This window comes from Alteromonas sp. R7 (assembly GCF_055755235.1).
Map to the genome: position 1 here is coordinate 73,317 of NZ_JBVTQX010000003.1, position 26,200 is coordinate 99,516.

General features: G+C 44.3%; 24 protein-coding genes. 18 read left to right on the forward strand and 6 right to left on the reverse strand.

Features of this window, described 5'->3' with window-relative positions; all coding sequences use genetic code 11:
- The first annotated feature begins 29 nt into the window (after positions 1 to 29).
- The 10 genes from tsaB (at position 30) to AC0J2X_RS06065 (ending at position 8,764) form a co-directional block, all read left to right on the forward strand.
- Positions 30 to 746 carry a tRNA (adenosine(37)-N6)-threonylcarbamoyltransferase complex dimerization subunit type 1 TsaB gene (tsaB, locus tag AC0J2X_RS06020; protein WP_069944579.1) on the forward strand — a complete coding sequence of 239 codons (717 nt, stop codon included), beginning with the start codon at positions 30 to 32 and terminating at the stop codon, positions 744 to 746.
- 130 nt (positions 747 to 876) lie between these two features.
- Positions 877 to 1,170: a hypothetical protein gene (locus tag AC0J2X_RS06025; protein WP_014950008.1), complete on the forward strand. Its 294-nt coding sequence runs from the start codon at positions 877 to 879 to the stop codon at positions 1,168 to 1,170.
- A 343-nt stretch (positions 1,171 to 1,513) separates the two neighbouring features.
- Entirely contained in the window at positions 1,514 to 2,167 is a 654-nt protein-coding gene (locus AC0J2X_RS06030) for a Slp family lipoprotein (protein WP_069944578.1), read from the forward strand.
- Between the two features lie 98 nt (positions 2,168 to 2,265).
- Positions 2,266 to 3,105: an alpha/beta fold hydrolase gene (locus AC0J2X_RS06035; RefSeq protein WP_069944577.1), complete on the forward strand. Its 840-nt coding sequence runs from the start codon at positions 2,266 to 2,268 to the stop codon at positions 3,103 to 3,105.
- Positions 3,106 to 3,226: 121 nt separating this feature from the next.
- Positions 3,227 to 4,879, forward strand: coding sequence for a long-chain-fatty-acid--CoA ligase FadD (fadD, locus tag AC0J2X_RS06040; protein ID WP_069944576.1), 1,653 nt, complete (start codon positions 3,227 to 3,229; stop codon positions 4,877 to 4,879).
- A gap of 62 nt (positions 4,880 to 4,941) precedes the next feature.
- Positions 4,942 to 6,099 carry a ribonuclease D gene (gene rnd, locus AC0J2X_RS06045; protein WP_069944575.1) on the forward strand — a complete coding sequence of 386 codons (1,158 nt, stop codon included), beginning with the start codon at positions 4,942 to 4,944 and terminating at the stop codon, positions 6,097 to 6,099.
- 120 nt (positions 6,100 to 6,219) lie between these two features.
- Positions 6,220 to 6,516 carry a YcgL domain-containing protein gene (locus tag AC0J2X_RS06050; protein WP_014950003.1) on the forward strand — a complete coding sequence of 99 codons (297 nt, stop codon included), beginning with the start codon at positions 6,220 to 6,222 and terminating at the stop codon, positions 6,514 to 6,516.
- Positions 6,517 to 6,522: 6 nt separating this feature from the next.
- Positions 6,523 to 7,605, forward strand: coding sequence for a lytic murein transglycosylase (locus AC0J2X_RS06055; RefSeq protein WP_069944574.1), 1,083 nt, complete (start codon positions 6,523 to 6,525; stop codon positions 7,603 to 7,605).
- Positions 7,605 to 8,273 carry a fumarylacetoacetate hydrolase family protein gene (locus tag AC0J2X_RS06060; protein ID WP_069944573.1) on the forward strand — a complete coding sequence of 223 codons (669 nt, stop codon included), beginning with the start codon at positions 7,605 to 7,607 and terminating at the stop codon, positions 8,271 to 8,273. The genes AC0J2X_RS06055 and AC0J2X_RS06060 overlap by 1 nt, the downstream gene beginning before the upstream one ends.
- Positions 8,270 to 8,764 carry a YcgN family cysteine cluster protein gene (locus tag AC0J2X_RS06065; RefSeq protein WP_014950000.1) on the forward strand — a complete coding sequence of 165 codons (495 nt, stop codon included), beginning with the start codon at positions 8,270 to 8,272 and terminating at the stop codon, positions 8,762 to 8,764. Before AC0J2X_RS06060 ends, AC0J2X_RS06065 begins: the two co-directional genes overlap by 4 nt.
- 15 nt (positions 8,765 to 8,779) lie before the next feature.
- On the opposite strand, the gene AC0J2X_RS06070 is transcribed toward AC0J2X_RS06065, so the two are convergent.
- Genes AC0J2X_RS06070 through nhaB form a run of 3 tightly spaced genes read right to left on the reverse strand, consistent with a single transcriptional unit; the run spans position 8,780 to position 11,436 of the window.
- A complete protein-coding gene (locus AC0J2X_RS06070; RefSeq protein ID WP_069944572.1) occupies positions 8,780 to 9,334 on the reverse strand; it encodes a GNAT family N-acetyltransferase in 555 nt (184 codons plus the stop codon).
- On the reverse strand, positions 9,331 to 9,858 hold the full coding sequence (gene dsbB / locus AC0J2X_RS06075) for a disulfide bond formation protein DsbB (RefSeq protein ID WP_014976923.1): 528 nt from the start codon (positions 9,856 to 9,858) through the stop codon (positions 9,331 to 9,333). Before dsbB ends, AC0J2X_RS06070 begins: the two co-directional genes overlap by 4 nt.
- A 3-nt stretch (positions 9,859 to 9,861) precedes the next feature.
- A complete protein-coding gene (gene nhaB / locus AC0J2X_RS06080) occupies positions 9,862 to 11,436 on the reverse strand; it encodes a sodium/proton antiporter NhaB (RefSeq protein WP_069944571.1) in 1,575 nt (524 codons plus the stop codon).
- A gap of 430 nt (positions 11,437 to 11,866) precedes the next feature.
- On the opposite strand from nhaB, the gene fadR reads away from it, so the two are divergent.
- The 4 genes from fadR (at position 11,867) to AC0J2X_RS06100 (ending at position 16,578) form a co-directional block, all read left to right on the forward strand.
- Positions 11,867 to 12,577 carry a fatty acid metabolism transcriptional regulator FadR gene (gene fadR / locus AC0J2X_RS06085; protein ID WP_069944570.1) on the forward strand — a complete coding sequence of 237 codons (711 nt, stop codon included), beginning with the start codon at positions 11,867 to 11,869 and terminating at the stop codon, positions 12,575 to 12,577.
- A gap of 354 nt (positions 12,578 to 12,931) precedes the next feature.
- Positions 12,932 to 15,109 carry a S9 family peptidase gene (locus AC0J2X_RS06090; RefSeq protein ID WP_069944569.1) on the forward strand — a complete coding sequence of 726 codons (2,178 nt, stop codon included), beginning with the start codon at positions 12,932 to 12,934 and terminating at the stop codon, positions 15,107 to 15,109.
- Positions 15,110 to 15,285: 176 nt separating this feature from the next.
- Positions 15,286 to 15,645: a phasin-related domain-containing protein gene (locus AC0J2X_RS06095; RefSeq protein WP_014949994.1), complete on the forward strand. Its 360-nt coding sequence runs from the start codon at positions 15,286 to 15,288 to the stop codon at positions 15,643 to 15,645.
- Between the two features lie 183 nt (positions 15,646 to 15,828).
- Positions 15,829 to 16,578: a hypothetical protein gene (locus tag AC0J2X_RS06100; RefSeq protein WP_069944568.1), complete on the forward strand. Its 750-nt coding sequence runs from the start codon at positions 15,829 to 15,831 to the stop codon at positions 16,576 to 16,578.
- Between the two features lie 228 nt (positions 16,579 to 16,806).
- On the opposite strand, the gene AC0J2X_RS06105 is transcribed toward AC0J2X_RS06100, so the two are convergent.
- Both AC0J2X_RS06105 and AC0J2X_RS06110 read right to left on the reverse strand, forming a co-directional pair.
- The gene (locus AC0J2X_RS06105) at positions 16,807 to 18,240 is read right to left on the reverse strand and encodes a hypothetical protein (RefSeq protein ID WP_049587740.1); all 1,434 of its coding nucleotides are present in this window, start codon (positions 18,238 to 18,240) and stop codon (positions 16,807 to 16,809) included.
- A gap of 78 nt (positions 18,241 to 18,318) precedes the next feature.
- Positions 18,319 to 19,779 carry a DUF3336 domain-containing protein gene (locus AC0J2X_RS06110; RefSeq protein ID WP_069944567.1) on the reverse strand — a complete coding sequence of 487 codons (1,461 nt, stop codon included), beginning with the start codon at positions 19,777 to 19,779 and terminating at the stop codon, positions 18,319 to 18,321.
- A gap of 414 nt (positions 19,780 to 20,193) precedes the next feature.
- On the opposite strand from AC0J2X_RS06110, the gene AC0J2X_RS06115 reads away from it, so the two are divergent.
- Genes AC0J2X_RS06115 through AC0J2X_RS06125 form a run of 3 tightly spaced genes read left to right on the forward strand, consistent with a single transcriptional unit; the run spans position 20,194 to position 23,575 of the window.
- On the forward strand, positions 20,194 to 21,402 hold the full coding sequence (locus AC0J2X_RS06115) for a DUF445 domain-containing protein (protein WP_014976916.1): 1,209 nt from the start codon (positions 20,194 to 20,196) through the stop codon (positions 21,400 to 21,402).
- Between the two features lie 57 nt (positions 21,403 to 21,459).
- Positions 21,460 to 22,125 carry a TetR/AcrR family transcriptional regulator gene (locus tag AC0J2X_RS06120; RefSeq protein WP_014976915.1) on the forward strand — a complete coding sequence of 222 codons (666 nt, stop codon included), beginning with the start codon at positions 21,460 to 21,462 and terminating at the stop codon, positions 22,123 to 22,125.
- 10 nt (positions 22,126 to 22,135) lie between these two features.
- The gene (locus AC0J2X_RS06125; RefSeq protein ID WP_014976914.1) at positions 22,136 to 23,575 is read left to right on the forward strand and encodes a wax ester/triacylglycerol synthase domain-containing protein; all 1,440 of its coding nucleotides are present in this window, start codon (positions 22,136 to 22,138) and stop codon (positions 23,573 to 23,575) included.
- A gap of 28 nt (positions 23,576 to 23,603) precedes the next feature.
- Here the strand turns inward: AC0J2X_RS06125 and AC0J2X_RS06130 are convergent, their stop codons facing one another.
- On the reverse strand, positions 23,604 to 24,329 hold the full coding sequence (locus AC0J2X_RS06130) for a DUF1439 domain-containing protein (protein ID WP_014976913.1): 726 nt from the start codon (positions 24,327 to 24,329) through the stop codon (positions 23,604 to 23,606).
- A gap of 214 nt (positions 24,330 to 24,543) precedes the next feature.
- On the opposite strand from AC0J2X_RS06130, the gene AC0J2X_RS06135 reads away from it, so the two are divergent.
- Positions 24,544 to 26,196, forward strand: a complete 1,653-nt coding sequence (locus AC0J2X_RS06135; RefSeq protein WP_069944566.1) for a GMC family oxidoreductase — start codon at positions 24,544 to 24,546, stop codon at positions 26,194 to 26,196.
- The last annotated feature ends 4 nt before the right edge of the window (positions 26,197 to 26,200 follow it).

The window sequence follows — 26,200 nt, forward strand, 5'->3', positions numbered from 1 at the left end:
TTTCAGCTTATATGAAATAAGAGATAAACATGAACATTTTAGCTATAGATACCGCAACCGAAGCTTGTTCGGTTGCGCTTCAATTCAAAGACACCGTCATAACGCGTTTCGAGATATGCCCTCAGCAGCATAGTCAGCGACTTCTTCCCATGGTCGATGAGGTGTTAAAAGAAGCAAAGGTTTCGCTGGGCGACCTAGATTTACTGGCTTTTGGTCGAGGCCCAGGCAGCTTTACCGGTGTTCGCATAGCGACGGGAATGATTCAAGGTTTAGCGTTAGGGACAGGCTTAAAAGTAGCGGGCGTGAGTACGCTCGAAGCTATGGCGTTTGAAGTAGCGTCTAAAACTCAGCATAAAGATGCATTGATTGCCGTCGCGTCTGATGCGCGTATGGGTGAAGTGTACTTCGCGGTTTACTCTCAGTCGCAAAATGGGCTTGTACTTTGCACTGAAGAGCAAGTTTGTCCGCCCGAATTGGCTATTGAACAGCTAAAAGTACTTAGAGAAGAAAACGGCGCGGCTGTAATTGCAGCTGGCACCGGCTGGTCTGCCTACGAGGAGCTTGATAACTGGAAGTCTGAAGTATGTGGTGAGGTAGCGTCTGACATCACGCTTCCAAACGCGCAATACATGCTTAAACTTGCAATAGATGCACATAGTAAAGGCGAAGTATCTGACGCTGTGAATGTAGAACCTGTATATCTGCGCGATAAAGTAACGTGGAAAAAATTACCAGGCAGAGAGTAACGACACGCCGCCGAATATTGGGCGCCCATTATTAACAATAAGATAAATCGAGCAACGGGGAAAAGAGGGGCGAGTCTTAAGGTTAAAGCTCGCTTCCCAATGGTATGATTCTTGCCTCAGTTAACTTTGTATGATTATCAATAATAATTTCGCCGTACCGTCTTCCGAACCTTCGCAAGGCCGTGTCGCTAAAATTAACAAAGACCCTGAACAGCAAAGTAAAGGGCAAAGCGAATCGTCTGCTAGGGCGATTGTTGTTGCGCCCGACGAACAGGGAACGGATAACGCCAAAGCGTACCAACAATTTATTCGTGAAGATGGCAACACGTATTCTCAAAATGCCATAGCGTCATACACAAGCTTTGAAAAGCAGCAGCAACGCGAGTCTATTCAATCTATGTTCGGCGTGGACATCTACGCGTAGTTCAATTCCAAGCACCATAATTCACACCGTAGATAAATTTAACAAATTGTTAAAACCCGCTGTGTATTTTGAACAAAAGCCTACCGTATATACTCTACAAATTGTTGGTTGGGATGATCTATCTCATTTAAGCGACATAGTGTTTGAACGGCAGTGGTTGTCCATTCGTATAAATGCTAATGTTTGGTTGTTGGTATTCGGTTTTTCTTTTTCTCATAAAGAGATACATGAAAGTAGAGGCGGGTTGTAATCGAAATTTCACTGTATTTTTTAAACAACCCAGTGCTTGTAGACTGACTTTTATTCAAACGCAGCATTTTCTAGGATTTATAGGAGCTCGTCGATGTCTCGGTATTTAGTTTTACTTACAGTCTTTTTATTTGCGGGCTGCACAATAGTCCCAGATAGCATAGAAGTGCCTGAAGGAACGCAGCTAGTTAGCTATTCGAAAGCGGTCACGTCGGGGGCGAACGCGCAAGGCCAAAAGGCCAGATGGGGAGGAATGATTGTTGGTGTTGAAAATAAGCCCAACAAAACGTTCATTGAACTCGCTCATTTTCCGCTAAATCATTATGGCAAGCCTTCAACAAATGGAGAGACGTCGGGTCGATTCAAAGTACAAATTGATGGCTTCGTCGACCCAATTGTTTTTGAAGAAGGGCGTGCGGCAACGTTTCTAGGTACAGTTACCGCTCCAACTGCGGGCATGGTGGGTGAGCAGCCCTACATTTATCCGACGATCATTGCCGATGACTACCACATGTGGAGGAAGCAAGAGGTTTATGATGTAAATACTTACTTCTTCAATTACCACACAGGTTGGTATTCACCTTTTTATGGCTTCAATGGCCCTTGGATGTATCCGCATTTTAATCGAACGCGCGTAATTCGTTACGAAAATGCGCCGAGCAAGGCCACGCTTCCTTCTAAATCTAAGTCTACACGAAGCAAGACAAAGGCAACGATACAGCCCGTAAGGCAGGATAAAGCGAAGTAAAAATCTCATCATGGAGGCGGCATAATATTGCCGCCTTTTTTTATTTTTAGGACGGTCATGGAAAGCGCGCGGCGATTTATTGCCGCAAAGGATGAAAGATGATTGAAACAGAATTTAACATTGGGGCATTACATTTAGCTGCGTTAGATAATCAAGGTGCCGGCAAAGTCGTACTTGGTTTACACGGCTACTTGGATAACGCAGAGAGCTTACGGCTGTTAGCGCCATACCTTCAAACTCACCGCTTTATTGCGCTAGATTTAGCTGGTCATGGTCGTTCTGGTCACCGTGCACTAGGCGCACATTACAATCAAGTTGATTACCTGCAAGACCTTTATGCGCTAATAGAATCTCAAGAGTGGGAAGAAGTCATTTTATTAGGACACTCTCTCGGCGGAATACTAGCGAGCCTTTTCGCCGCACTTTTTCCGGAAAAAGTCACTGCTGTAATAAGTATTGATGCTTGTGGGCCGCTTACCGAAACTGAAGAAACAACCGCAGCACAAATGCGTGACGCAATAGTGAGTCGTCACGCGAAGTCGCGAAATAAACTGCGAATCGTTGATTTAGACGACGCAGTTAAAGCCAGGTGCAAGGTATCCGATATTCCTGCCGAACACGCGCGTTCTATTTTATCGAGAAATTTAACCCAAGATGCGGGGGGACATTGCTTCTGGTCGAGCGACCCGAAGCTTCGTACAAAATCTACACTAAGACTCACAGAAAAGCAGGCAGAATCGCTAATGCGTGCTATTGTATGCCCAATTCTTTTTATTGGTGCATCTAACAGTTTTAAAAACCTTGAGACTGTTTTCCCCAATCGCAAGGGGTGGTTTTTAAATGCGCAATACGAACAATTAGTAGGCGGTCACCATATTCACATGGAAAATACTGACGATGTAGGGGTATTAATTCGTCATTTTGTTGAGCAATTGTAAATTGTGCCGTTTATTTTTTTTTACACATCCTATACTATTCGCAAGTTATCAGACCAGTTATATAAGTGCAGCTCCCCATGCGCTTATAAAATAGTATAAGAATAAAGTAGAGGAGGTTTTGGTGGAAAAAACCTGGCTTAAGCATTACGACCCTCGCGTTTCCGCAGAAATTGATGCCGATCGTTACGCATCTGTAGTAGACATTTTCGAGCAGTCGGTAAAGAAGTTCAAAAATAAAGAAGCCTTCATAAATATGGGGCATTCAATCACGTTTGAAGAGTTAGATACCTTATCAGCTCAATTTGCTGCTTATTTGCAGGCAAGCGGACTAAAACGCGGTGATGCTGTGGCAATTATGATGCCCAACCTTCTTCAATATCCTGTTGCCATGTTTGGTATTCTGCGCGCAGGGATGGTTGTGGTTAACGTAAACCCTCTCTATACAGCTCGTGAGTTAAAGCACCAACTAAATGATGCTAATGCGAAAGCCATCGTTATCGTTGAAAACTTCGCGTGTACTTTAGAAGAAGTCATTACAGATACTAACCTGCAAGAAGTCTTTTTGACTGCTTTAGGCGATATGCTTCCGGCACCTAAGCGCTGGATTGTGAACGCAGTAGTGAAGTACGTTAAAAAGATGGTGCCTTCGTTTAATCTACCTGAAACGACATCGTTTATGTCGGCGGTTAAAAAAGGGCAATCTCTTGAATATAAACGCCCAGATATTGATAGCGGCGATTTAGCGTTTCTTCAATACACAGGTGGCACGACTGGAGTTTCTAAAGGTGCCATGCTTACTCATCGCAATATGGTGGCGAATTTAGAGCAAGTGTCAGGTATCTTAGAAACAGTGATTGAAGAAGGCGAAGACTTTGTTGTTACCGCGCTTCCGCTTTACCATATATTTGCGCTACTGGCGAACTGCTTGATGTTCGTTAAATACGGGTGCCGTAACTTGCTTATTACCAACCCACGTGACATGCCGGCTTTTGTAAACGAACTTAGCAAATATCCGTTCACCATTTTACCTGGTGTAAATACCTTGTTTAATGGCCTGTTAAATACGCCTGGATTCAGCGAACTTGATTTCAGCAAGTTTAAGTTTGGTTTAGGCGGCGGTATGGCTGTTCAGCGCCCTGTAGCAGAAAAGTGGGAAAAGGTAACCGGTACTGTGCTTCTTGAAGGCTATGGGCTAACAGAGTGTTCGCCTGTGGTAGCGGTTAACCCACCACAGATTGAAGCTTATAAAGGCGCAATCGGTATGCCTGTTCCTTCTACAGACATTAAGCTTCTTGATGACGACGGTAATCCTGTTGAAAAAGGTGAGCCTGGTGAAATGTGGGTGAAAGGCCCTCAGGTAATGAAAGGATATTTGAACCGACCAGAGGCAACAGAAGAAATTCTAAAAGACGGTTGGTTAGCCACAGGTGACATCGCAACGGTAGATGATGAAGGTTACTTCTATATTGTTGACCGTAAAAAGGATATGATCCTAGTTTCAGGCTTTAACGTGTTTCCTAACGAAATTGAAGAAGTGGCTGCAATGCATGAAAACATTGTTGAAGCAGCTGCGGTTGGGGTTCCTCATGAAGTCAGTGGTGAAGTGGTGAAATTGTTTGTAGTTCGAAACAGCGACTCACTTACTGAAAAAGACGTTATCGCGCATTGCCGTAATCACTTAACGGGTTACAAAGTGCCTAAGCAAGTTGTTTTCAAAGACGACTTACCAAAAACCAATGTAGGTAAAATACTGCGTCGGGAGCTTCGAGACTAATTTCGTTGAAATAGTTTTGTGAAAGCCGGCGTAAGCCGGCTTTTTTATTACTGTGCAAAAATATGCAATATCAATTAATTACAACATCTGAACAACTCGAAAAAGTGTGCACTGCCGCACAGCGTCAAGAGGCGGTAGCCTTAGACACCGAATTCGTAAGAACGAAAACCCTTACTCCGCATCTAGGCCTAATACAGCTTTACGATGGCCATCAGCTGGTACTCATTGACCCGCTCGCCATAGACAATATGCAGCCGTTTATCGATCTCATGGAGAATACCGAAGTCGTGAAAGTGCTGCACTCGTGTTCTGAAGATATTGAGGCTTTCCTTACCGCCTTTGATACCGAACCAACGCCTGTGTTCGACACGCAGCTTGCGGGAAGTATTTTGGACATGGGTCCGTCACTTGGCTATGCAAAGCTTGTAGAGTTGCTGTGTGATATCAGTTTGGACAAAGGGGAGTCGCGAACCGATTGGTTAGCCAGACCACTACGTGAAGCGCAGCTGAGCTACGCAGCGAATGATGTGCTGTATTTACTGCCTTGCTACCAACAGTTAGCCAGTAAAGTACAAGAGGCGGGGAAAGTGCACTGGATTTATCAAGAGATCGCTTTGCTAGTTGATAAGAAGCGTGCTCAAATGCCTGAAGATTTTGCGTACTTAAGCATTAAGAATAACTGGCGATTGAACAGCGAACAGCTCACTGTATTACAGGCTCTAGCGGCATGGCGTTTGAATACCGCACGAAAAAAAGATCTGGCCCTAAACTTTGTGTTCAAAGAAGGGCATTTGTTTGAAGCGGCGCAGCGTCTTATCGATAGTAAATCTGGCCTTTCGCGTATTAACGGCGTGAATCATCAGTCGGTACGCCGCTACGGCGACACCATCATCACGCTAATTGAAGAGGCAAGAGCAAAGTACGCGCAAACGCCAGAAAAGCTCAGACTTCCGGTTGTGCTGCGGTTAATTGATATCGCCAAGTACAAAAAAACGCTGGCCGAGCTTAAAGTTATCAGCGACCAGATAGCGAAAGACAATGCTGTAAATAGTGACGTTATTGCCTCTAAAAAACAGCTGAATCAACTGTTAAAATGGTACTGGTTTTCGGTTGATGAGACCCGCGTGCAGGGACTAATGCCCGATGTACTGTCAACGTGGAGAGAGCCATTGTTTCGCTCTCACGTAACCCGCTTACTTGGCGACGCTCCAGCCCAATAGTGCCTTAAAAGCAATATGGGTGAGCAGTATTGGCGAGAGGTGTATGCTCTCTGGCCAATTAAATCTGCATAGTGACCCCAAAAGAACTAAACAAACGAATTAAGAAAGAGTAAAAATTCTATGTTATGCGCAGTTTATAAAACGCGAAAGAAAGACGGCATGTATTTGTACGTGCCAAAGAAAGACCATTTTGAAGACGTGCCAGAGCCGCTTATGGCGAAGTTTGGTCGCCCAGAGCTAGTGACTATCATCGCCCTAGAAAAGCGCGAGAAACTTGGCCTGGTTGACAAGCAAAAGCTTATCGACGAGCTTAATGAAAAAGGTTTTTACCTTCAAATGCCGCCAAAAGAAGATAATTTGCTAGAGCAACACCGTGAATCTCTTGGGCTGTCAAAAACACCCGATAAGAAGTTTTAAATATCCATGTTATTAAAGACTCTAAACCGCTTAGTTAGCCGAATTACCTTTATAGCTAAGCGCAAAAATCGTAGTTTATTTCCTCAACCGCGCAATATTGCCCTAGTTTTATCGAGTATAACCTTAAGCTTTTCACTGACAGTTCATACCGAAAATCAGCCAAGTAATGACAGTGGGCTTAGTGAGACGGCCTTCAAAAGCTACGTTGCTCAACTGAAAAAAGAAGCGGCCGAAAAGGGCATAGATAAGACTAAGTTAGATTTGGCGTTTGCTGACATTACTTTCAGGCCCACGGTCGTCAAGTCTGACAAAAGCCAGCCAGAGAAAAAAATTACGTTAGATGATTATCTAGCAACGCGAGTACCCGACTGGAAAGTAAAGCAGGCGGTTGAGCAGTACAATGAACACAAAGTACTGCTTGACGAAATTGCTCAAAAATACGGGGTTCAGGCACGCTTTATTGTTGCGCTGTGGGGTAACGAGTCTAACTTTGGTAAAATTCAGGGCAACTTTAATGTGCTGTCTGCACTGGCATCTTTGGCGTATGAAGGGCGAAGAGAAAAGCTGTTTAAAGACAATTTTTTTGCGGCACTTCAGATTCTAGATGAAGGGCATATCTCTGTAGAGGCGCTTAAAGGCTCTTGGGCCGGTGCGATGGGACAAACACAGTTTATGCCCATATCCTTTCTAAATTACGCAGTGGACTACGACGGCGACGGCAGAAAGGATATTTGGGGGACCAAGGCAGACGTATTTGCGTCAATCGCCAACTATCTATCATCTGAAGGTTGGGATAGTGAAGGTACGTGGGGACGCCAAGTAATACTAACCAAACCAGTACCTTTTTCAGGGTTAGCGAAATCTAACATGAAGCCGTTGGCCTTTTGGCAGCAGAATGGCGTCAAGCGCTACAACGGAAATGAACTCCCCAATGCAGAAATCAGTGCATCGCTTATTATGCCAGATGGTGAGCAAGGCCGAATTTACTTGGTGTATAACAATTTTCACACACTGATGAAGTGGAACCGCTCGTCTTACTTTGGCGTTTCGGTTGGGTATTTATCAGAGCGGATAAAACGAGGTTACTAATGGCTTATCGTCACATCGATTCTCAAGGCAATGAAATATCACTACCCGTTAGTAAAGTAGTGTGTATAGGTAGAAATTACCTCGACCACATTCAAGAAATGAATTCTACCGTATCTGAAGCACCCTTGCTGTTTATGAAGCCAAAGGCTGCCTTATGTTATATGCAGAAGCCTATTGCCATTCCTACCGACAAAGGCGAGTGTCACAACGAGCTTGAAGTCGCTGTGCTGCTAAAATCATCATTGAAGAATGCGAGTGTAGATGACGTAAAAGCCGCGATATGGGGTATTGGACTTGGTCTCGATTTAACCCTTCGCGAGGTTCAAGCCGAGCTTAAGAAGCAAGGCCAGCCTTGGGAAAGAGCGAAGTCTTTTGACAACAGTGCACCGCTGTCTGGCTTTGTGCCGTTAAGTGAAATAGAAAACTTGGAAGACCTGCGTTTTACCTTAACCATAAATGGGGTGATTAGACAGCAGGGACATACCGAACTGATGCTGCACAAAATCATACCACTTATCGCCCATATGTCATCTATATTTACGTTAGACAGCGGCGACGTGATTCTTACAGGCACGCCCAAAGGGGTAGGTAAGCTCTGCTCACAAGATACGATTATTGCAACGCTAGACAATCATTTAACCGTGGAAACTGAGGTAATAGCAGAATGACGGCAGCGTTTTGGGAAACCAAATCTTTAGAGGAGATGACCCAAAAGGAATGGGAATCACTTTGTGATGGATGTGGTAAATGTTGTTTGCAAAAATTTATCGATGATGACGCGGTAGAAGAATACGAAGTGACCGACCACATTAACGATAATGAGAAGATTCACTATACCAATATTGTGTGTACGTATTTGAACACAAAAAAATGTGAATGTACCCAATATGAAAGGCGTACAGAGCTGGTGCCTGATTGCGTGAAGCTGACAAAAGAGAATCTGAAGGATATCTTTTTTATGCCTAATAGCTGCACGTATCGTCGCCTTTATGAGGGAAGGGGCATACCATCGTGGCACCCATTGTTAAACAAGGGGAAGAAACACGTGATGCACGCAAAGGGAATGTCGGTACGCAATAAGACTGTTTTTGAAACCGACGTGGATTTAAATAATTTTGAAGACTATATAGCCATTTGGCCTTTAGAAGACTTAGATTAACGCGCAGAACGCGCGTTAATCGCCATTAACAATCGCATAAAGCAACGCATCGCGCCCGAATACGCGTTTGCGACAAAGCCCTTCTTTTGTACCACCAATTCGCTCTGCCACACGTATGCTTGCCTTGTTGTTAGGCTCTATAAAGCATTCTAATCGATGCAAATTCATTTGAGAGAACGCAAGCTTCTTCAAGGCTTCACAAATCGCGGTAGCTAAACCTTTTCCGCACGCGTCTGGTTTTAGCCAGTAGCCAAGATTAGCGGTAAGGTGCGTGTGGTGAATGTGGTTGATAATGCCCATACCTAAGCATTTTTCTTCGTGGATTAGTAAGTAGGTAAGTCCATATCCTGTATCTCGTGCCTTTTCCATGTTGGTGATGCACTGCTTGGACAGTGCAGGCGTAACAGGGCAAACCGCTGAACCAAACCAAGGTTTTACGTGATGGATAGACTGTTGTCCAGCCTCACAAAGCGCATAGCAGTGTTTCTCTGCAATGCGCTGAATGGAAATGGGGCCTTGTTCCGTATGTATCGGAGGTAGGCGAGACGGTAGAATGGATAAGTCGATCAAAAGGGTTTCTTATCCAATAATCGACATGCAAACACAATAGCGAACACAGCAAAGTAGGCAGCAAAAATAATTTGCATCCACTCAGCCATTCCCATAGACAAAAACTGCCACGAATCTTCTAAACAGTCACCTTCAGCAGCAAATACAGCGGGTAGCCACTCGTGAAGTTGTAACCACGAAGGGAAGTTTGGCACAATTTCGCAGCTGGCAAAAAATGGGTTCGCAGCATTGAGAATGCCAACGTGTTCTTTGGCAATTAAGAAGCCCCATCCTGCAGATACAGCCCAACCAGCGAAACCAAGCATGCGTGTAAAGCCATTGTTTTTAATAACGACAATAAGTGCTGACAACACAATACCGTACATGGCGGTTCGTTGATAAATGCACATAATGCACGGCTTTAAACCCATGCCATACTGAAAGTAAAGCGCAGCAATTTCTAATGCCAATGACGTGGCGAAAAGCACAAGCCATGAAGACTTGTGCTCTGCCCATTGGCTAATGCTGTGAATGATTCCGCGCATAGACTAGTGACCTACCGCTTGTGCACCCGCTTCAGCAGCGGTGTGGTGTTCAATGAGGTGCATGTCGTAAAGCACCTGAGTAGCATCAGCAAGTCCAATGTAAGTTGCTAACAAACCAACGATGGTCAGCACGATGGTATATGGCAATGCCATCATAACCATACGGCCGTACGACAAACGAAGCAGTGGCGCGATGGCTGAGGTCAGCAAGAATAGGAAAGCAGCTTGACCGTTTGGTGTTGCCACACTGGGTAAGTTGGTTCCCGTATTGATTGCTACAGCAAGCATATCGTACTGGTCACGTGTGATTTGACCGGCCTGTAGAGCCGCTGTGACTTCAGTGATATAAACAGAGCCCACAAACACGTTGTCACTCACCATCGAAAGCACACCGTTAGCAAGATAGAACATAACCATTTGAGTTTCGCCTTCAAACGACAGTACCCAATGGATTACCGGCTGGAAAAGGCCTTGGTCAATGATAACGGCTACTACACCGAAGAATACGCAAAGTAATGCGGTAAATGGCAGTGCTTCCTCGAACGCTTTTCCAAGTGCGTGTTCTTCGATAACACCGCTCATTGAAGTAGCAAGTACAATTACTGACAGACCGATAAGACCCACTGACGCCATATGCGTAGCAAGGCCAATAATTAACCAAACACCAATTAGCGCTTGTACTATCAGTTTAGCGGTTTCACGCTTACTGCGGCCCTTGTCCATATGGTCGTTATAGTCGACCAAAATCTGTCTTACCGCTGCAGGTAATTTTGCACCGTAAGAAAACATTCCGGTTTTTTCTAACACGACGGTAGTTAACAAGCCAAATACAAATACTGGGATAGTAACCGGTGCCATACGGATGAAAAATTCAACGAAGTCCCAGCCAGCCTTGTCTGCAATAATCAGGTTCTGTGGTTCGCCTACCATGGTCATAACACCACCAAGGGCAGTACCTACCGCTGAGTGCATCATAAGGTTGCGTAGGAAAGCTCTGAAGTCTTCTAAGTCGTGGCTTCCCAGTTCGTCGTCGCTTGTGTGGTCGTGATCAGAATGAAACTCCTTGCCCGACGCTACTTTGTGATAGATAGAGTAAAAGCCCAGACCTACACTGATTATTACTGCAACAACCGTTAATGCGTCGAGAAACGCCGATAGAAATGCAGATGCAAAAATAAACGATAGGGATAAAATTAGCTTGTTGCGAACCTTAATCACCAATTTGGTGAACAAGTACATAAGCAGGTCTTTCATGAAGTAAATGCCCGCTACCATGAATACCAGTAGCAATAACACTTCTAAGTTAACTTCAATCTCATGCATCATATGGCCAGGCGATGTCATGCCTATAAACATCGCTTCGATGAGCAGCAGGCCTCCTGGTTGAAGCGGGTAACATTTCAATGCCATCGCTAGGGTAAAGATGAATTGGATTACAAGCGTCCAGCCCGCTACATATGGGTCCACCATAAAGATGAAGGGATTAACAATGAGAAAGGCAATAATGGTTTTTTTATACCAGTCGGGCGCATGTCCCAGGAAATTCTTATAGATCGCCGCGATCATTGAGGTTTGCATGAGTTCCTGTTCCTTTTACAACAAAGCACGCATTTTTGCGCATCTTTATACTGTGTAGTTCCGGTTATTGCATACATAAACTGCTGGCGCTATGCGATTTATTTCGCCTTACCGCGGTTTTGCTGCTGTCATTATAGTCGGAAATTAAGCGTACATGATATTAACGTCTTGAGAAAGCAATTCACAGACCCCACCATGTGAAAGTCACTGAATATTTATCACTTTTTTTATGATAGTTATCATTGAATTTGAAAATACGTAATATTTCGAACATAAAATGTACAAGCAGTGTTTAATGGTGTTTGAAATAACACTTTAATTTTAACAAGTTGTTAAAACCTTTAGTGGACGAGGCATAATTCATTGTGATAATAAAACAGCATCTGGTACAATCAGTTGCAAAATAACAATAACGTGCAGGCGATTAGTTATGATTTATAAGGCACAGAGTCCAGCTGGATTCGCCGAAGAATATATTGTTGAATCTATTTGGAGTGGAAGATTTCCACCTGGCACCATTTTGCCTGCAGAAAGAGAGCTTTCTGAGTTAATTGGTGTAACGCGTACTACACTGCGTGAAGTACTTCAGCGTCTAGCTCGTGATGGTTGGTTAACAATTCAACACGGCAAGCCGACCAAGGTTAACAATTTCTGGGAAACGTGTGGGTTAAACATTTTAGAAACTCTCGCTCGTTTAGACCAAGAAGGGATCCCTGAACTGGTTGATAATTTATTAGCAGCGCGCACTAATTTAAGTGCGGTTTTCATTCGAGGCGCAATTCGAAACAACCCTCAAGAGTCTGCTGCAATTATTGCCCGTTATAAAAATGTGGAGCAAGAAGGTTTAGCTTTTGCCCAGTTCGACTATCAAATGTCACATGACTTGGCGTTAGCGTCTAACAATAACGTATTTGTTTTGATGATGAACGGTTTCCGTGGTTTGTACTCGCGTATTGGTGGCTATTTCTTCTCGCACCAACAAGCACGCGACGTGGCAAACAAGTATTACGCAGACTTGCTTGATGTTGCTGAGAAAGGCGAATACGACCGTGTCCCTGTAGTAGTTAGAAAGTACGGTATAGAAAGTGGAAAGGTGTGGCTTGCTATTCGTGATGACATGCCTAAGGATTTGGTCGACTAAACACTAGGATGCCAAAGGCTGTTGGTTTCCATACGACGGCTTTTACAATAAACAACAAAAGCGCCGCATTATTTCTGAATATGCGGCGTTTTTTTATCGCTTTCTACTAACGCTCGTTGGTGAATTTACAGCGATGAAACACAGTTTCACATATCTTGTAACATTTTAACCCTTACTTAGTCTCATTCGCGTTAAGTAACGCTAGACCCTAAATCGTAATTATATATACTCACTTTACTTATAAACTTCGCTTAGTTTAGCTGCTTTCTTAAATCTTCAATGATCAAAAGTCGATTGTCTTCAATCGCTTGGCGGTAAACAAAGCGCCAATAAAAGTGCACAACAGGAATAATAATGAAATATCTATGGATAGCACTTGCCGCAGGTGGCTTGGTAGCAGGCTGTGGCGTCGAAAACAAAACTGAAAATCCTCAACAAGTAGCTGAAAGTGCAGCGCCATCCGTTATGCTAAATACTCAAGTAAGTGCGCCTGTGGCGAAAAAAGTGCCGCATGAAATGACCGCGCATGGTGTCACCCGTAATGACAATTACTATTGGATGCGTGATGACTCCCGCACCGACGAAGAGATATTGTCCCATTTAGAACAAGAAAACAGCTATGTTGAGACTGTTTTGGCTCCTCTTAAGAAAAACCGAGAAGCGCTTTATGAGGAGCTCGTGTCTCGGATTGAGAAGGACGACTCAACCGTTCCCGTTCTCGACAATGGTTACTGGTACTACACCAGCTACTCAGGTGAAAACGAGTATCCTATTTATTTAAGAAAACCTTCACTTGACGCTGAACCGCAAGTATTGCTTGATGCAAACCGAATGTCTGAAGGGCATGATTATTTCAGTATTGGCAGTTACGCGGTGAGCAGCAACAACAAGTTGCTTGCGTATTCTGAAGATACGCTTAGCCGACGCATCTACACTGTGTATGTCAAAAGCCTAGAGAGTGAAGAAAAGCTTGATGACATTTTAGAAGGTACGTCTGGAAGTGTAGTTTGGGCGAACGATAATACCCACCTCTTTTACGTGAAGAAAGACCCGCAGACTCTTTTAGGATACCAAGTCTATCGCCATAAATTGGGCACGTCTCAAAGCGAAGATGTTTTAGTTTATGAAGAAAGCGACCCTACCTTTTATACCTATATCAGTAAAAGTAAAGACGATAGTGTCATATACATTCACCATGACAACACCGAAAAAACAGGTGTGACTTTGATTGATGCGAATAACCCAACGTCTCAAACAAAAGTATTCTTGCCCATTGAAGACGGACAAGAATACAGTGTAGCAAAAGCGAGTGACGGTTATTTTGTGTTGACTAATATTGGTGCGAAGAATTTTAGAGTGATGAAAGCACCATTAGACGCCACTAACGATGTGTCGAAATGGCAAGAAGTGATTGCACATCGTCCAGACGTTTTCCTTCAAAGTATTGAAGTAATGAACAACCACTTAGTGGTTAAAGAAAAAGAAAACGGGATGCTGCGCTTAGTCGTTCACAATCTGACGACAAACGAAGAGAAAGTTATTCCAACTCAAGATCCAATTTACGGTGCGTATTTTAATGCAAACCCTGAAATGGATACCAATAAGCTTAGAATTTATTACAGCTCGTTGACCACGCCTGGTTCTATCATTGATATCAACTTAGATACCCTTGAAAGCGAGGTGATGAAACAAACCCGTGTATCTGACACTTTTGACTCCTCTCTCTATGCCTCTGAGCGCGTGATGATTGAAGCGAGAGACGGTACGTCGGTTCCCGTTTCGATAGTTTATCGCAAAGATAAGTTTAAGAAAGACGGCACCAATCCATTATATCAATACGCCTATGGCTCATACGGTTCGACTGTAGACCCAACGTTTAGAAGCAGCTGGTTATCTTTGATAGACAGAGGTTTTGTTGTCGCGATCGCACACATTCGCGGAGGTCAAATGTTGGGGCGCGAGTGGTATGAAGACGGCAAAATGCATCAGAAAATAAATACCTTTACTGACTTTATTGACGTTTCAAAAGGACTTGTGGCAAAGCAGTACGCAGACAAAGACCGCGTCTTTGCTATGGGCGGCAGCGCGGGTGGCTTATTAATGGGCGCAATCGTAAATATGGCACCTGAACTCTATCAAGGTGTGAGCGCGCACGTTCCATTTGTTGATGTAGTGACTACAATGAGCGATGCGTCTATTCCGCTGACTACCGGTGAATATACCGAGTGGGGTAACCCAGCCAACAAAGCTGAGTTTGACTATATGCTTTCCTACTCGCCTTACGATCAGATTGAAGCGAAAGACTATCCACATATGTTGGTCACAACCGGACTACACGACTCACAAGTGCAGTACTTTGAGCCAATGAAGTGGGTGGCGAAGCTAAGAGAATACAAAACAGACGAAAACTTATTGCTTTTCAAAACCGACATGGAAGCGGGTCACGGTGGAGCTTCAGGACGTTTCAAACGATTCGAGTCTACCGCGCTTGAATATGTGTTTGTGTTGCATCTCGCAGGTGTTCCTCTCTAACTCTACACTCACCTTTTTAAAACCAGTCTCCTCTGGTATTTCGCCCGAACAAGTTAGCGCTTTTTCGGGCATTTTTATGTTTTTTGTGTTTTTAGTATGCGGATTCTAATTGTTAATCGTAAAGTAAAGCCATGGTGTTGAAATACACTCTCATTTAGCATTCATAGGAGCTGAACATGACTACTACTGACACAATTAAAGGTAAAATCAACGAAGCCGAAGAAATGGCACGTAAAATTTGGTTAGCAGGCCTAGGCGCTTATGGTAAGAGCGTTGAAGAAGCGCAGGGGCGCTACGAGAAGCTAAGCGAAGAAGCGAACAAAATGTTTGACGAGCTAGTGACAAAGGGCGAAACGCTAGAAGAAGACGCAAAAAGTAAGTTCAAATCTACGACTAACGATGTTGAAAATCGCGTTGCAGACGTGCGCAAGAAGCTTGGCCTTGATTCAGAGCCAGCTGATCAGCGCATCGAAGAGCTTTCAGCAAAAATCGATGCCTTGACTGAAGCGGTTGCAAAGCTAGCTGCCAGCAAGTAAAACGGTTTTCCTTCCGGGCACCATTTTGTGGTGCCCTCCATGCAGTTTTCATAAGCTTTTCAGTGCTGAAAGCGCGTTTTAAAAGCTGCAATTGAGTGACAGCGAAGCATTTTTACAAAGTTCAATGACTGTAGAAACCGTTTTATGCTGTCATGCTTAGTAAATCTCCGTATTGGAGGCGTTATGAGCAACAAAAAAATTCCATCTACAGAATCTGTGTCGACAGTCGATCAAGATTCATCAGTACTTAACGGTACTGCTACTTCACCTCTTAAATCGTCACCTCTATTTGGTTGGCTTTACGCTGGCTCAGATTTGTTATCGGCGAAATTAGACCACGCTGCAGGCGTTGTTAGTCAGAAAATTGATGACACGCAAGAAACCATAAATTCGATGCAGGCGAAAGGGCTTGAGGTTGAAAGCGAGTTAAGACGAACACTTAATCCCTTTGCCTTGGTTGATGCTGCTCAGAAATTAGTGGCGTCAACGCCGCTTTTTTCTGCATTCTCAGGCGGCCAGAAGCGCCAGCAAAAAGAGCAGCAGCTTGAACTATTAAGCGCAAAAGTTGACTTGCTTGTAGAGCAGGTAGCCCTTTTAGCAGCAAAAGAGGCTGCTAAAAAAGCCGAGGCTAAAAGCGCTGCTAGCAAGACTGCAGCGCCCAAGAATACCTCATCAAAGTCTACGCAAGCAACGAGGAGTACATCGACAAAGTCGTCTTCGACCGCTTCTTCAACTTCTCGTGCTCGCAAAGCCAATACAACCAAATCGGCACCTGCATCATCAAGTACGACTAAAAAAGCTTCTGCGGGAACAACTAATAAGCGTACTGCGGCCAAATCGACAACTACTAAGAGTGCGGCACAAAAGAAAGCGGCTAGTGCAGAAGCAACGTCGACTAAGAGCGCGACTGATACAACCAAGAACGACGAATAAAAGCACTTCCTAAAGATAAACCTCGCTTTCGGCATGAGCGCCAATTAACTACATATGTGGTTAATTGGCGCAGCTTCGTCCAGAAACGCTTTAGATAGACATAGTGATAGCTGTAGCTGAGTTTAGTTTTACATTTTCTTGAGAGGTGTTTTGTAGAAGTTGTACTATGAGCTTTTATTGAAGTGAAACTTCAATTTTTCCATCACAAACTTCACGTAACTAAGCCCACTATTTATTTTTCGCCCACAAATTCTGATGCTTTTTAAAACCAAAGAAGTCATAGGGTTCCCAGAAACTCGGTACTAAATCGTCAAGTGCGTCCGGAGTGAAGTTGCTCGACAATTGACTCATAATTTCACTTAATCTGTCCTTCCCTACGCGCATGAGTTTCTTGCGGTTAGCTGGGAAATAAAGGTTTCTTCCTTTGGGAATGATTTCTTGCGTACCGCTGGTAATGTACTTCTGATTTCTTGTTACCACTTTACATAAAGGCTCAGCTGGATTTGCAGGGTTGAGGCCAATCACTATTGCACATTCGTACTGGTCCTTTTCATGACCTTTCTCATTCATCGGTATGTAGGTAATGCCGAACCCTTGTGGGAAATACCCCACAAGCTCAACAAAGTCCTGCGCTAACTGCTTATTTAAGCCGCCTTTCTTCGCTAATTGTTCAATGAGCATGTAGCCTTTAGGCAAGCTCATACGTGAGTAGTCAGACTTAGTTGAAAGCACAATCGAAACATAAATTTGAGGGATCTTTACAATCTCTCCCAGCCCCGTTTTCGACACAAATGCATCTTTTACCAGCTGCTGCAAAAATTCATTGGCTTCTTTGTGAGTTTGAACAAAGCGATCCCTTTCTTCTTTGTTGTTTCCTACATACTTAGGTAGGCCTAACCCCTCAGACAAGTACTTTAAAGTGAAGTGATAGTTTAGCTTCAGAAGATCCTTTCGCTGCGACTCTTCCAGCAAACGAAATTCGTCTAGATCGCCATTTTCCCCTTTCAAGATGGTGAGTGCGGCAGGGCTTTGCAGGCCAATATCTTGAAGTAACGCTGCGGTTATTAGCGGTCGCCCAAGCTCAGTTTTCCATTTATCGCGCCAATAGCGGTTCCCACGAAACCGGGATGCAGCTTCGCGATACTTCGAGAGATATTTGTGAGCAATCGTGTCGTGCTCTAACAGTCTATCGACTAAGCGCAGTGTAAGCACCGCTTTGTAGAGCGGTTTGAAGCGCATGTGCACACGCGCAAAGTTGCCCTCTGGTCCTCGTGTGAGCAGCATAAGTGTACCAAGCAACTTAGCGCTGAGCTGTTGTGTTTCTTGCCAGTTATCGCCCTCACAAAGCTCAATAATTTTGGTGCTTACAGCGTCAAGCCGCTCTATCCTTGCCAGACGCTCTTCTTCAAGCTTTTCAGTGCTGTTTGTTATTTGCTTGGTCAGTTGCTCTGCAAGCACCTCTTTGTTTTTATTTCCCTCAATTTTCTTAAGCTGAGCTTTCAAGTCTTCAATGTGCTGCTCAAGAGAGGGGGTAAGCGAAAAATAGTGACTCGCATCCTCGAACACCGAACCGTAGCCCGTTTCTTGAGGATAAATCATATTGATTAGTTGTTTTACTTGCTGCGTGTAAATGCTGTCGGGGTTTTGGCTTTGTGCGCTCACCGTTTTCCTTTCAAAAGATGCTGCGAATTGCCATTACTTTGCTATTGGCAATTCAAGACAGGTCAAGCGACGCACACGCTATCTTACTTCGTGCCCAAGCTCTACTGCCTCACGTTTTTTCAATTGGCCTAAATGATACCGTAAATTTTCGCTAATTTTGGTATTTCTTTTAATAACATGAAGTTGCGGCCATGATGCCCGTTCGCCACTGACGATCAACTGATTGATGCTTTCGCGCGTTGGATTAGACAAAACCTGCGATAAATTTCTAATTTGGCGCTTGGGTAAAATATTGATGTTACCTACGTATTGCTGATCAATGATAGAACGAACTTTATGAATAGCCAATTTGGCACTTTTATTACCGGTTAACCTTTCAATGATATCAATGGCGAAAATACTGTTAGTTTTCGCTAGTTGGCCAAGATGGCGCGCAGACATGTCCCACAGCGAGTTGGGGTCAATGCGGTTTGCGGAAATGAATGGCACTGCCAACGGGTTTGTTTGGCTCACGATACTGTGATTTACGCCATATAGCCTCGCTAAGCGCTCGAAGGGAAGGTCGGCCATTAATGAGCCATCGGCAAAACGACGGTTGGGAATATAAGGCACAATATCGCCCGAAGGCGTTTTCGCTCTTAACTGTACAGGGCTAAAAATGATGGGAACTGCACAGGATGCACGTACCGCTTGAGTAATAATTGCATTCGGTGAGGTTTTAGCATTTAACAAGCGCGAATGTTGATGGAGGTCGGCAGGGGATACCGTCACAGTAATGTGTCGACCTGTTTTCTTAAAGGCTTCCTCAAAAGTGGTAAGGTCGAAAAGTTCAATCAGCGCATTTTCGAGCACGGAACTATCAAATAGCCCTTTCTTTCCAAGACCGGCAAAGCTTCGCCAGTGTTTAAAAGTCTCGTAAATAAAGTCGGCGCTGAGTGCTTCTAATAATTGGTCGTGAGTTCGTGTACCCAACATGGCTGCGATGATAGAACCAGCGCTAGAGCCAGACACTACGGTAGGTAACAAATTCTTTTCGTTTAATGACTTAACCACGCCAGCATGGAAAAAGCCTAAGCCTGCGCCACCTGAAAGCATAAGGCAGCTGCGCCCGAAGGCGTGTGCAGTCTCTTCAAAAAATGACAGTTTCTCGTAAAAGTCTACATCGTGCTCATCGGCGTGATAAATTTGCTCTAGCGCCAATATCACTTCGTCAATAAACTGTTCAATAAGATATTTAGTGCCTATTTTACACTGGGTAAGTAATACGGGGTTGGCAATATTGCCTAAATTGCCGTGTAGCCCCTCGTGCAGAATCGACATAAGCGCATGTAAATCGCCTTTGCCTCTGGCAAGCTGTAGGCGCTGAACTCGTTTGCGAATTAGTTTGTAGTCGTAGTCATCGCTAGCGTCTTCGGCTTTCCATTCCTCAGCACCAGACAATGCATCGTGCGCTAAGCACGCGGCCTCATATTCATCATAATTGCCTGCATGCTCGATTTCATGTTCAAGCTTTTTTAACCGCAAGTCGAATACTGCCATGACGAGTACCTATTTTTGATTGATGAGGGCTGTGCCTTCTACTCATTTGAAAAAGTACACTGACCCGAAAAACACCAGCAAAACGATAGTTTTCACTTAGAACGCAGTTCTCAAAAATTACAGGTCTTTAAATGTCCATATAACGAAGACTCAAAGCAAGGGCATGAGAACAGCGGTTCATACACTATTTTGAGTGTATGGTGTAAATTTAGAATTCACTACCTAATCGTTTGTTGTTGAGAAAACTGATGCACTTTAGGTGAATCACACAAGGTCAAACGTTCTAACTCTTAGACTTTCATTTAGCTGTTTTCAATCAACAATTAGCAGTAATTTCACTTTTTACATTGACCATTTCATAAGCACTCAGTAGCCTGAGAGAGAAAATAATAAATTGGACCACATGTTCGTAGTATGGAATGGAACTTTGAAACGCTAAGTCTGCTATCAATTCCTCTAATTAGCGCTATTGTTGGATGGCTAACTAACTATCTGGCGGTAAAAATGATGTTTTACCCCATTGAGTTTGTTGGTATTAAGCCTTTCTTAGGGTGGCAGGGACTCATTCCTGCGAAGCGCCGCCAAATGGCCGAGATTGAGGTTGAGCTAGTGCTAGGCAAACTGCTTAGTGTTGAAGAGTTAGCACAGCGTTTAGACGCAGACGAGCTCACTAAAGCAATTGAGCGGCGTTTAAGTCAAGTTATTCGCAAAGTCGTTAACGATGTAATGGCAGAATCTGCGCCTCAACTTTGGGCTGCGTTGCCTGTACAGGGCAAAAATTTAGTCTATCAACGCATCGAAAACGACATTCCTAATGTGGTTCATAAAATGGTGGACGACTTTCAACACAATGTCTCAGAAATTTTAGATATTAAAGAGCTGGTGGTAGAGCAGCTGGTGAATGCGCCCGAGCTCGTTAATGAAATTTTCTTAACGGCAGGCAGCAAAGAGTTTCCGTTTATTGTGCGTTCCGGCTTCTATTTTGGCTTTTTGTTTGGTTTGCCCACCATGCTACTTTGGTATTTCTACCAAGCATGGTGGATTTTGCCGTTAGGTGGGCTGCTTGTGGGTTATGCCACTAATTGGATTGCTATCAAAATCATATTCGAACCCAAACGCCCAAGAAAACTGGGGCCTATTACTATTCAAGGTATGTTTTTAAAGCGCCAAAAAGAAGTGTCCGAAGTCTATTCAAACATTATTGAAGAAAAGCTTATAACGCCTAAAAACATCACCCATGTAATCTTGCATGGTTCAGGCTCAGCCCAGCTTTTAGAACTCATTGAGCTTCATGTCAACGACGCTATTGAACGCTATGTTGCTATAGCGCAACCGTATTTTGCGTTGGGTGTGGGGTCAGAAAATTACCATAAAATGAAGGCACTAGCGGTGCGTCAGATATTTGATAATTCTGATAAGTATCTGCTTTATGCGTTTGATTACGCTAATAATGCTATGCAGATTGGGCACGATTTAAGTGAGCGCATGCAGGCGTTAAGTGTTGAAGAATTTGAAGGCGTTTTGCGCCCAGCTTATCAACAGGATGAGTGGAAGCTCATCGTAACCGGCGCTATTCTAGGTATGGTAGCTGGTATTGCTCAACTCTATCTGGTGTTTATGTAGCGTGTTTCACGAATAAAAAAATTAACGCACTGGGTTGGCAAAGGATTGAACTAAATTATGAAAACCGCGCAGAAAATACTACTCACCGCGCTAACCTTATTTAATGAGCACGGCGAAAACACCGTTACCAGTGTTGATATCGCCATTGAGCTGGATATTAGTCCGGGGAATCTCTACTACCACTTTAAAGGCAAGGACAGCCTGGTTAACGCGTTGATGAAAATGCATGAACAGCAGATGCAGAAGATACTAAGCCGAGAAAAGCTTGATACACTTCATCCTGAAGAAATTATGTATTACCTCTACTTGCTTATAGACAGTATTCATGTGTTTCGCTTTTTCTACCGTAGCCCGGCTGACTTAGCAGAAAAATATCCTAGTATCGTGCGTCCTAGACAGCACATATTGTCTAGCTTAAATAAGCAATTAGCGTTTCTTTTTGAGTCACTATCGAAACGAGACATTCTTATTGCCTCAAAGGCAGACAGGGCACTTATGGTGGATTTAATGTCCTTAATCATCACACAGTCTTGTCAATTTGATGAATTAAACAGCCATATGGATAGTACGATGCAGCGCTATCATGCCTTGTCGCTAATGATGGTAAGCGTATTGCCAAGGTTGGCACTGTCCGATGAACAAAAACAGCAGTTAGAACAGATGCTCGACTCTCATGACTTTATGAGAGATGCCTCAACCCCGTCACCCCTCGACTTCGCGTAAAGGAATAGTAATGGCAAAAACGCTCAGTTTCTTAGATAAGTCATTTTGGATAACCGAGTCAGACGAGAATCCAAAACACGTAGCTTGCTTGCAGCTACTTGCCATACCTAAAGGGGCAAAAAGTAACGAATATGTCCTTCAATTATTCCAAGAAATAAGAAGCTTTGCCCGTGCTACTTCTCCCTTCAACTGTGCGGTAAAAACGGTATTGGGGTACCCAGTGGGGTTTGCGCCGGTAAAAAAGCTCAACATGGATTATCATGTTCAAATTCATCGTGTGGCTGATGTTACAAACCGCGAAGCACTCGATGCGTTTGTAGCAAGATTACATGCTTCGCGGTTAGATCCCGACAAGCCCCTTTGGCAATACCATTTCATCTTTGATGACAACAGCGAGACGTTTGCTATTTATGCGCGGGTTCATCATATGTATGGCGATGGGGCAACATTAGTGCGCTGGTTCCAAGCGGGATATGTATCAAACTCTCACGAGACTAAGTTCACACCAGTATGGGCAGTAAAACGACTGCGCCATAAGCGCAGAGAGCCTGTGAGCTTTTATAAGCGCTTAGTGGGAGTGGGTTACGCGCTTAAAACCGCGCTCGATTTGCTAATTATCTTTATTCGTATATTCATGAAAGTGCTGCGAGTGAACCCACACTATATGCCTATTCCTTTCACTGGTACGAAAACAGTGCTGACTGGACAAGTGAAAGCGGGAAGGGCTGTGGCTACCATGGACTTAGACTTTAAGCGTGTGAAAGCCCTGGCAAGGCGAACGCGCTCTACGGCAAACGAGGTGTTGCTATGTGCCTTCGATATTGGCGTACATAAACTGCTGCAAGACCACGGGCAAGTATTTAAAAAAGCCTTGTTCACCAATATGCCAATTAATTTGCGTAAACCCGGAGAGAAAACCACGGGCAATAAGATAGCTATTGTGCCGGTGCAGCTTGCTCACGGCGAAACTGATCCTTATTTACGTTTGCGCCAAATTGTAGTGAATCATCGCATTGTAAAACATGCAGCGCAGCACGCGCGGCCCGCAGCATTTAGCGGCTATACCATTGTGATTCAATCGCTTGCACTGGTCTTTGAGTGGTTAAGGCTATCTAGCGTAGTCAAACCCATTGCCAACATCTTAATTTCCAATGTACCTGGGCCAAAAGATACGCGGTATTTAAAAGATGCAGAGCTTCTGGCTTGTTACCCCATTTCTACCATGACACCTGGTGGCGGGGTAAATATTACGCTTATGACATATGCAGGCACGGCAAATGTGGGATTAGTGTGCTGCAATAAAAATATTGAATCGCTACAGCCGTTAGCGCGCTACGTCAAAGAGGCGTTCGATATGCTTGAAGCAAGTGTGGACGATCCCAGGTTAAACATCGACGATATTGGTGAACAGGTGGATACCGTCCCTGTTTCTATTGTGTCAGATCACTAGCGTGCATTGTTCCAAACAGTATGCGTTGTCATTCAACGAGGTAAAAGCGCAGTACGTCGTCTTCTACACGCACGTTTTGGCCAGCTTTTGAGAACAGAACCTCGCGCCAATGGTCGTTACGCATGGTATGGCTTAAGTCTTCCTGCTTAATTTGCTTTTTAATGGCGTTGTTAATGAGAGGGATGTGGTAGTCCAACACTGCTTGTTTCGAGCCAGATAAATAGACCTTTAGATAGTCTGCAGCCATATCGGATGTGCCGGCGCTAAACAGTGATAACGCTGATTTTAAAGAGCCACCAAGCAAAGAATTAACGCTTTTGGGGAAGAGTCGCGACATCAGAAATTGCGTGTCTTTAATCAACGCGTAATCATCGTTAACTAAGGTGACGCTGTCAGTGGCGACGCCTGTCAAATAGAGTGTACTCATATTTTTGTCGTAATAGGGTGAAGCTGACACGGTAAATACAACATGAGCGCGATAAATAGTCGTGGTGGCAACCACAATATTAAGCGCAGCGAGGCACTGCAGACCAATACGGTTGCTTTCACTATCTAGCGTGATGTTTCCTTCAAGCACGGTAACCGTGCCAGTTCCCATGGGGATATCGAAAGTGAATGAGTAAGGAAAGCTGCCTTTTACGAGGTCATGAAGCTCTGATTTCGTGAAGTCGTCGTGCGTCAGCTTGCCCCATTTCACAAGCCATTGTGCAAGGTAGACTTTACATTTGTCTTTAAACGATAGGTTTTTGGTCAACGTTCATTCTTAGCCTAAATCTACTAGGCGGTGGCTTGTTGTTAGTTTTTTCAGAGTAGGGGCTACTTCGATATAGCACTTAAGTTATCAGGATTATTAGATTTTTTAAATCTTACAATTTAAGTCTTTTCTTGGCGAAGTGTTGTTTGGTAATCTGGTCGTACCACAACGTTTTTTTAACATTTAATAGTCTTGCCCTCAAGGAGTTGGCGAAATGAGCGAAGTACTGAGCAAATACGATTACATTATTGTAGGCGGCGGTTCCGCAGGCGCGGTGCTTGCCACCCGTTTATCAGAAAACCCCGCGTTAGATATTTTGCTATTAGAGGCTGGCTCAAAGGACACTAATCCGCTTATTCATATCCCGTTTGGGTTGTCTTTACTCAGTAGATTTGAGGGGATTGGCTGGGGTTATCACACAGCACCCCAAAAAGAGATGTATGACAGAGAACTGTTCTGGCCCCGCGGTAAAACCTTGGGCGGCAGCAGTTCGGTTAATGCGATGTGTTATATTCGCGGGCAAAAAGAAGACTACGACCGCTGGGCTAACGAAGAAGGGGCTGAAGGTTGGTCGTTTGATGATGTACTGCCTTATTTCAAACGCTCTGAGAACTTTGAAGAAGGTGCTGATGAATACCACGGCACAGGCGGCCCACTCAATGTTAGCAAGCTTAGGCATACCAGCGTGCTGTCAGACGCATTTGTCAACTCAGCGTCGATTGCAGGCTATCAACAGCTCGACGACTTTAACCGAGACGACAGGGAAGGGTTAGGGTATTACCATGTTACACAGGCCAACGGGCAACGCTGTTCAACGGCGAAGGGGTATTTAACGCAGGCCAAGCATCGCAACAATTTAACTGTACTTACTAGAGTCGCAGCCGAAAAAGTGCTGTTAAAAGAGGGGCGTGCAATTGGCGTTCAGGTACGTGAAAAAGGCGTAGTAAATCGCTATTTTGCTAAAAGCGAAGTTATCCTGTGTGGCGGCGCGATTAATTCACCACAACTTCTGATGCTTTCAGGTATAGGACCCAGAGCAGAGCTAGAAGAAAAGGGGATTTTTGTTCAGCAAGATTTGCCTGGTGTGGGCCAAAACTTACAAGACCATCTTGATGCAATTGTACAATATACTTGTAAAGCGAGAGAGGGCTATGCCGTGGCATTAGGGGCATTACCTTCCTACGTAAAAGCCACCGCAGACTATGCGTTTAGGCGCAAAGGTATTTTCTCGTCCAACATAGCCGAAGCAGGTGGCTTTGTTAGCTCAAGCTTAGCGACACAAGGCCCAGACATTCAGTTTCACTTTCTACCGGCAATTTTAAACGACCATGGAAGACAGTTAGCTTTTGGTTACGGTTATGGCCTTCACGTATGCTGTCTATACCCCAAAAGCCGCGGCACTATTTCGCTTCAAAGCAACCATCCTGCTGATCAAGCCCTTATTGACCCCAATTATTTGACTGCAGAGGAAGATCAGCAAATCATGATTGAAGGTGTGCGCATTGCCCGCAAGCTGCTATCTGCACCAGACTTCGACAAGTTCCAAGGCAGTGAACTATATCCTGGGGTAGAAGCACAAACAGATGAAGAAATTTTAGAGTTTTTACGTGAGCGTGCTGAAACCATCTATCACCCAATTGGTACATGTAAAATGGGCAGTAATGACGATGAGATGGCAGTGGTTGATACCCAATTGCGGGTAAGAGGTATAGCAGGTCTTAGAGTGGTAGATGCTTCTGTGATGCCCAGCCTAATTGGCGGCAATACCAATGCGCCCACCGTCATGATTGCTGAACGTGCTGCTGAGTTTATTAAAGCGACGCACGAAGGCCAGCCAATATCTATGGCTAAAGCGGAATCGGCGTAACTAA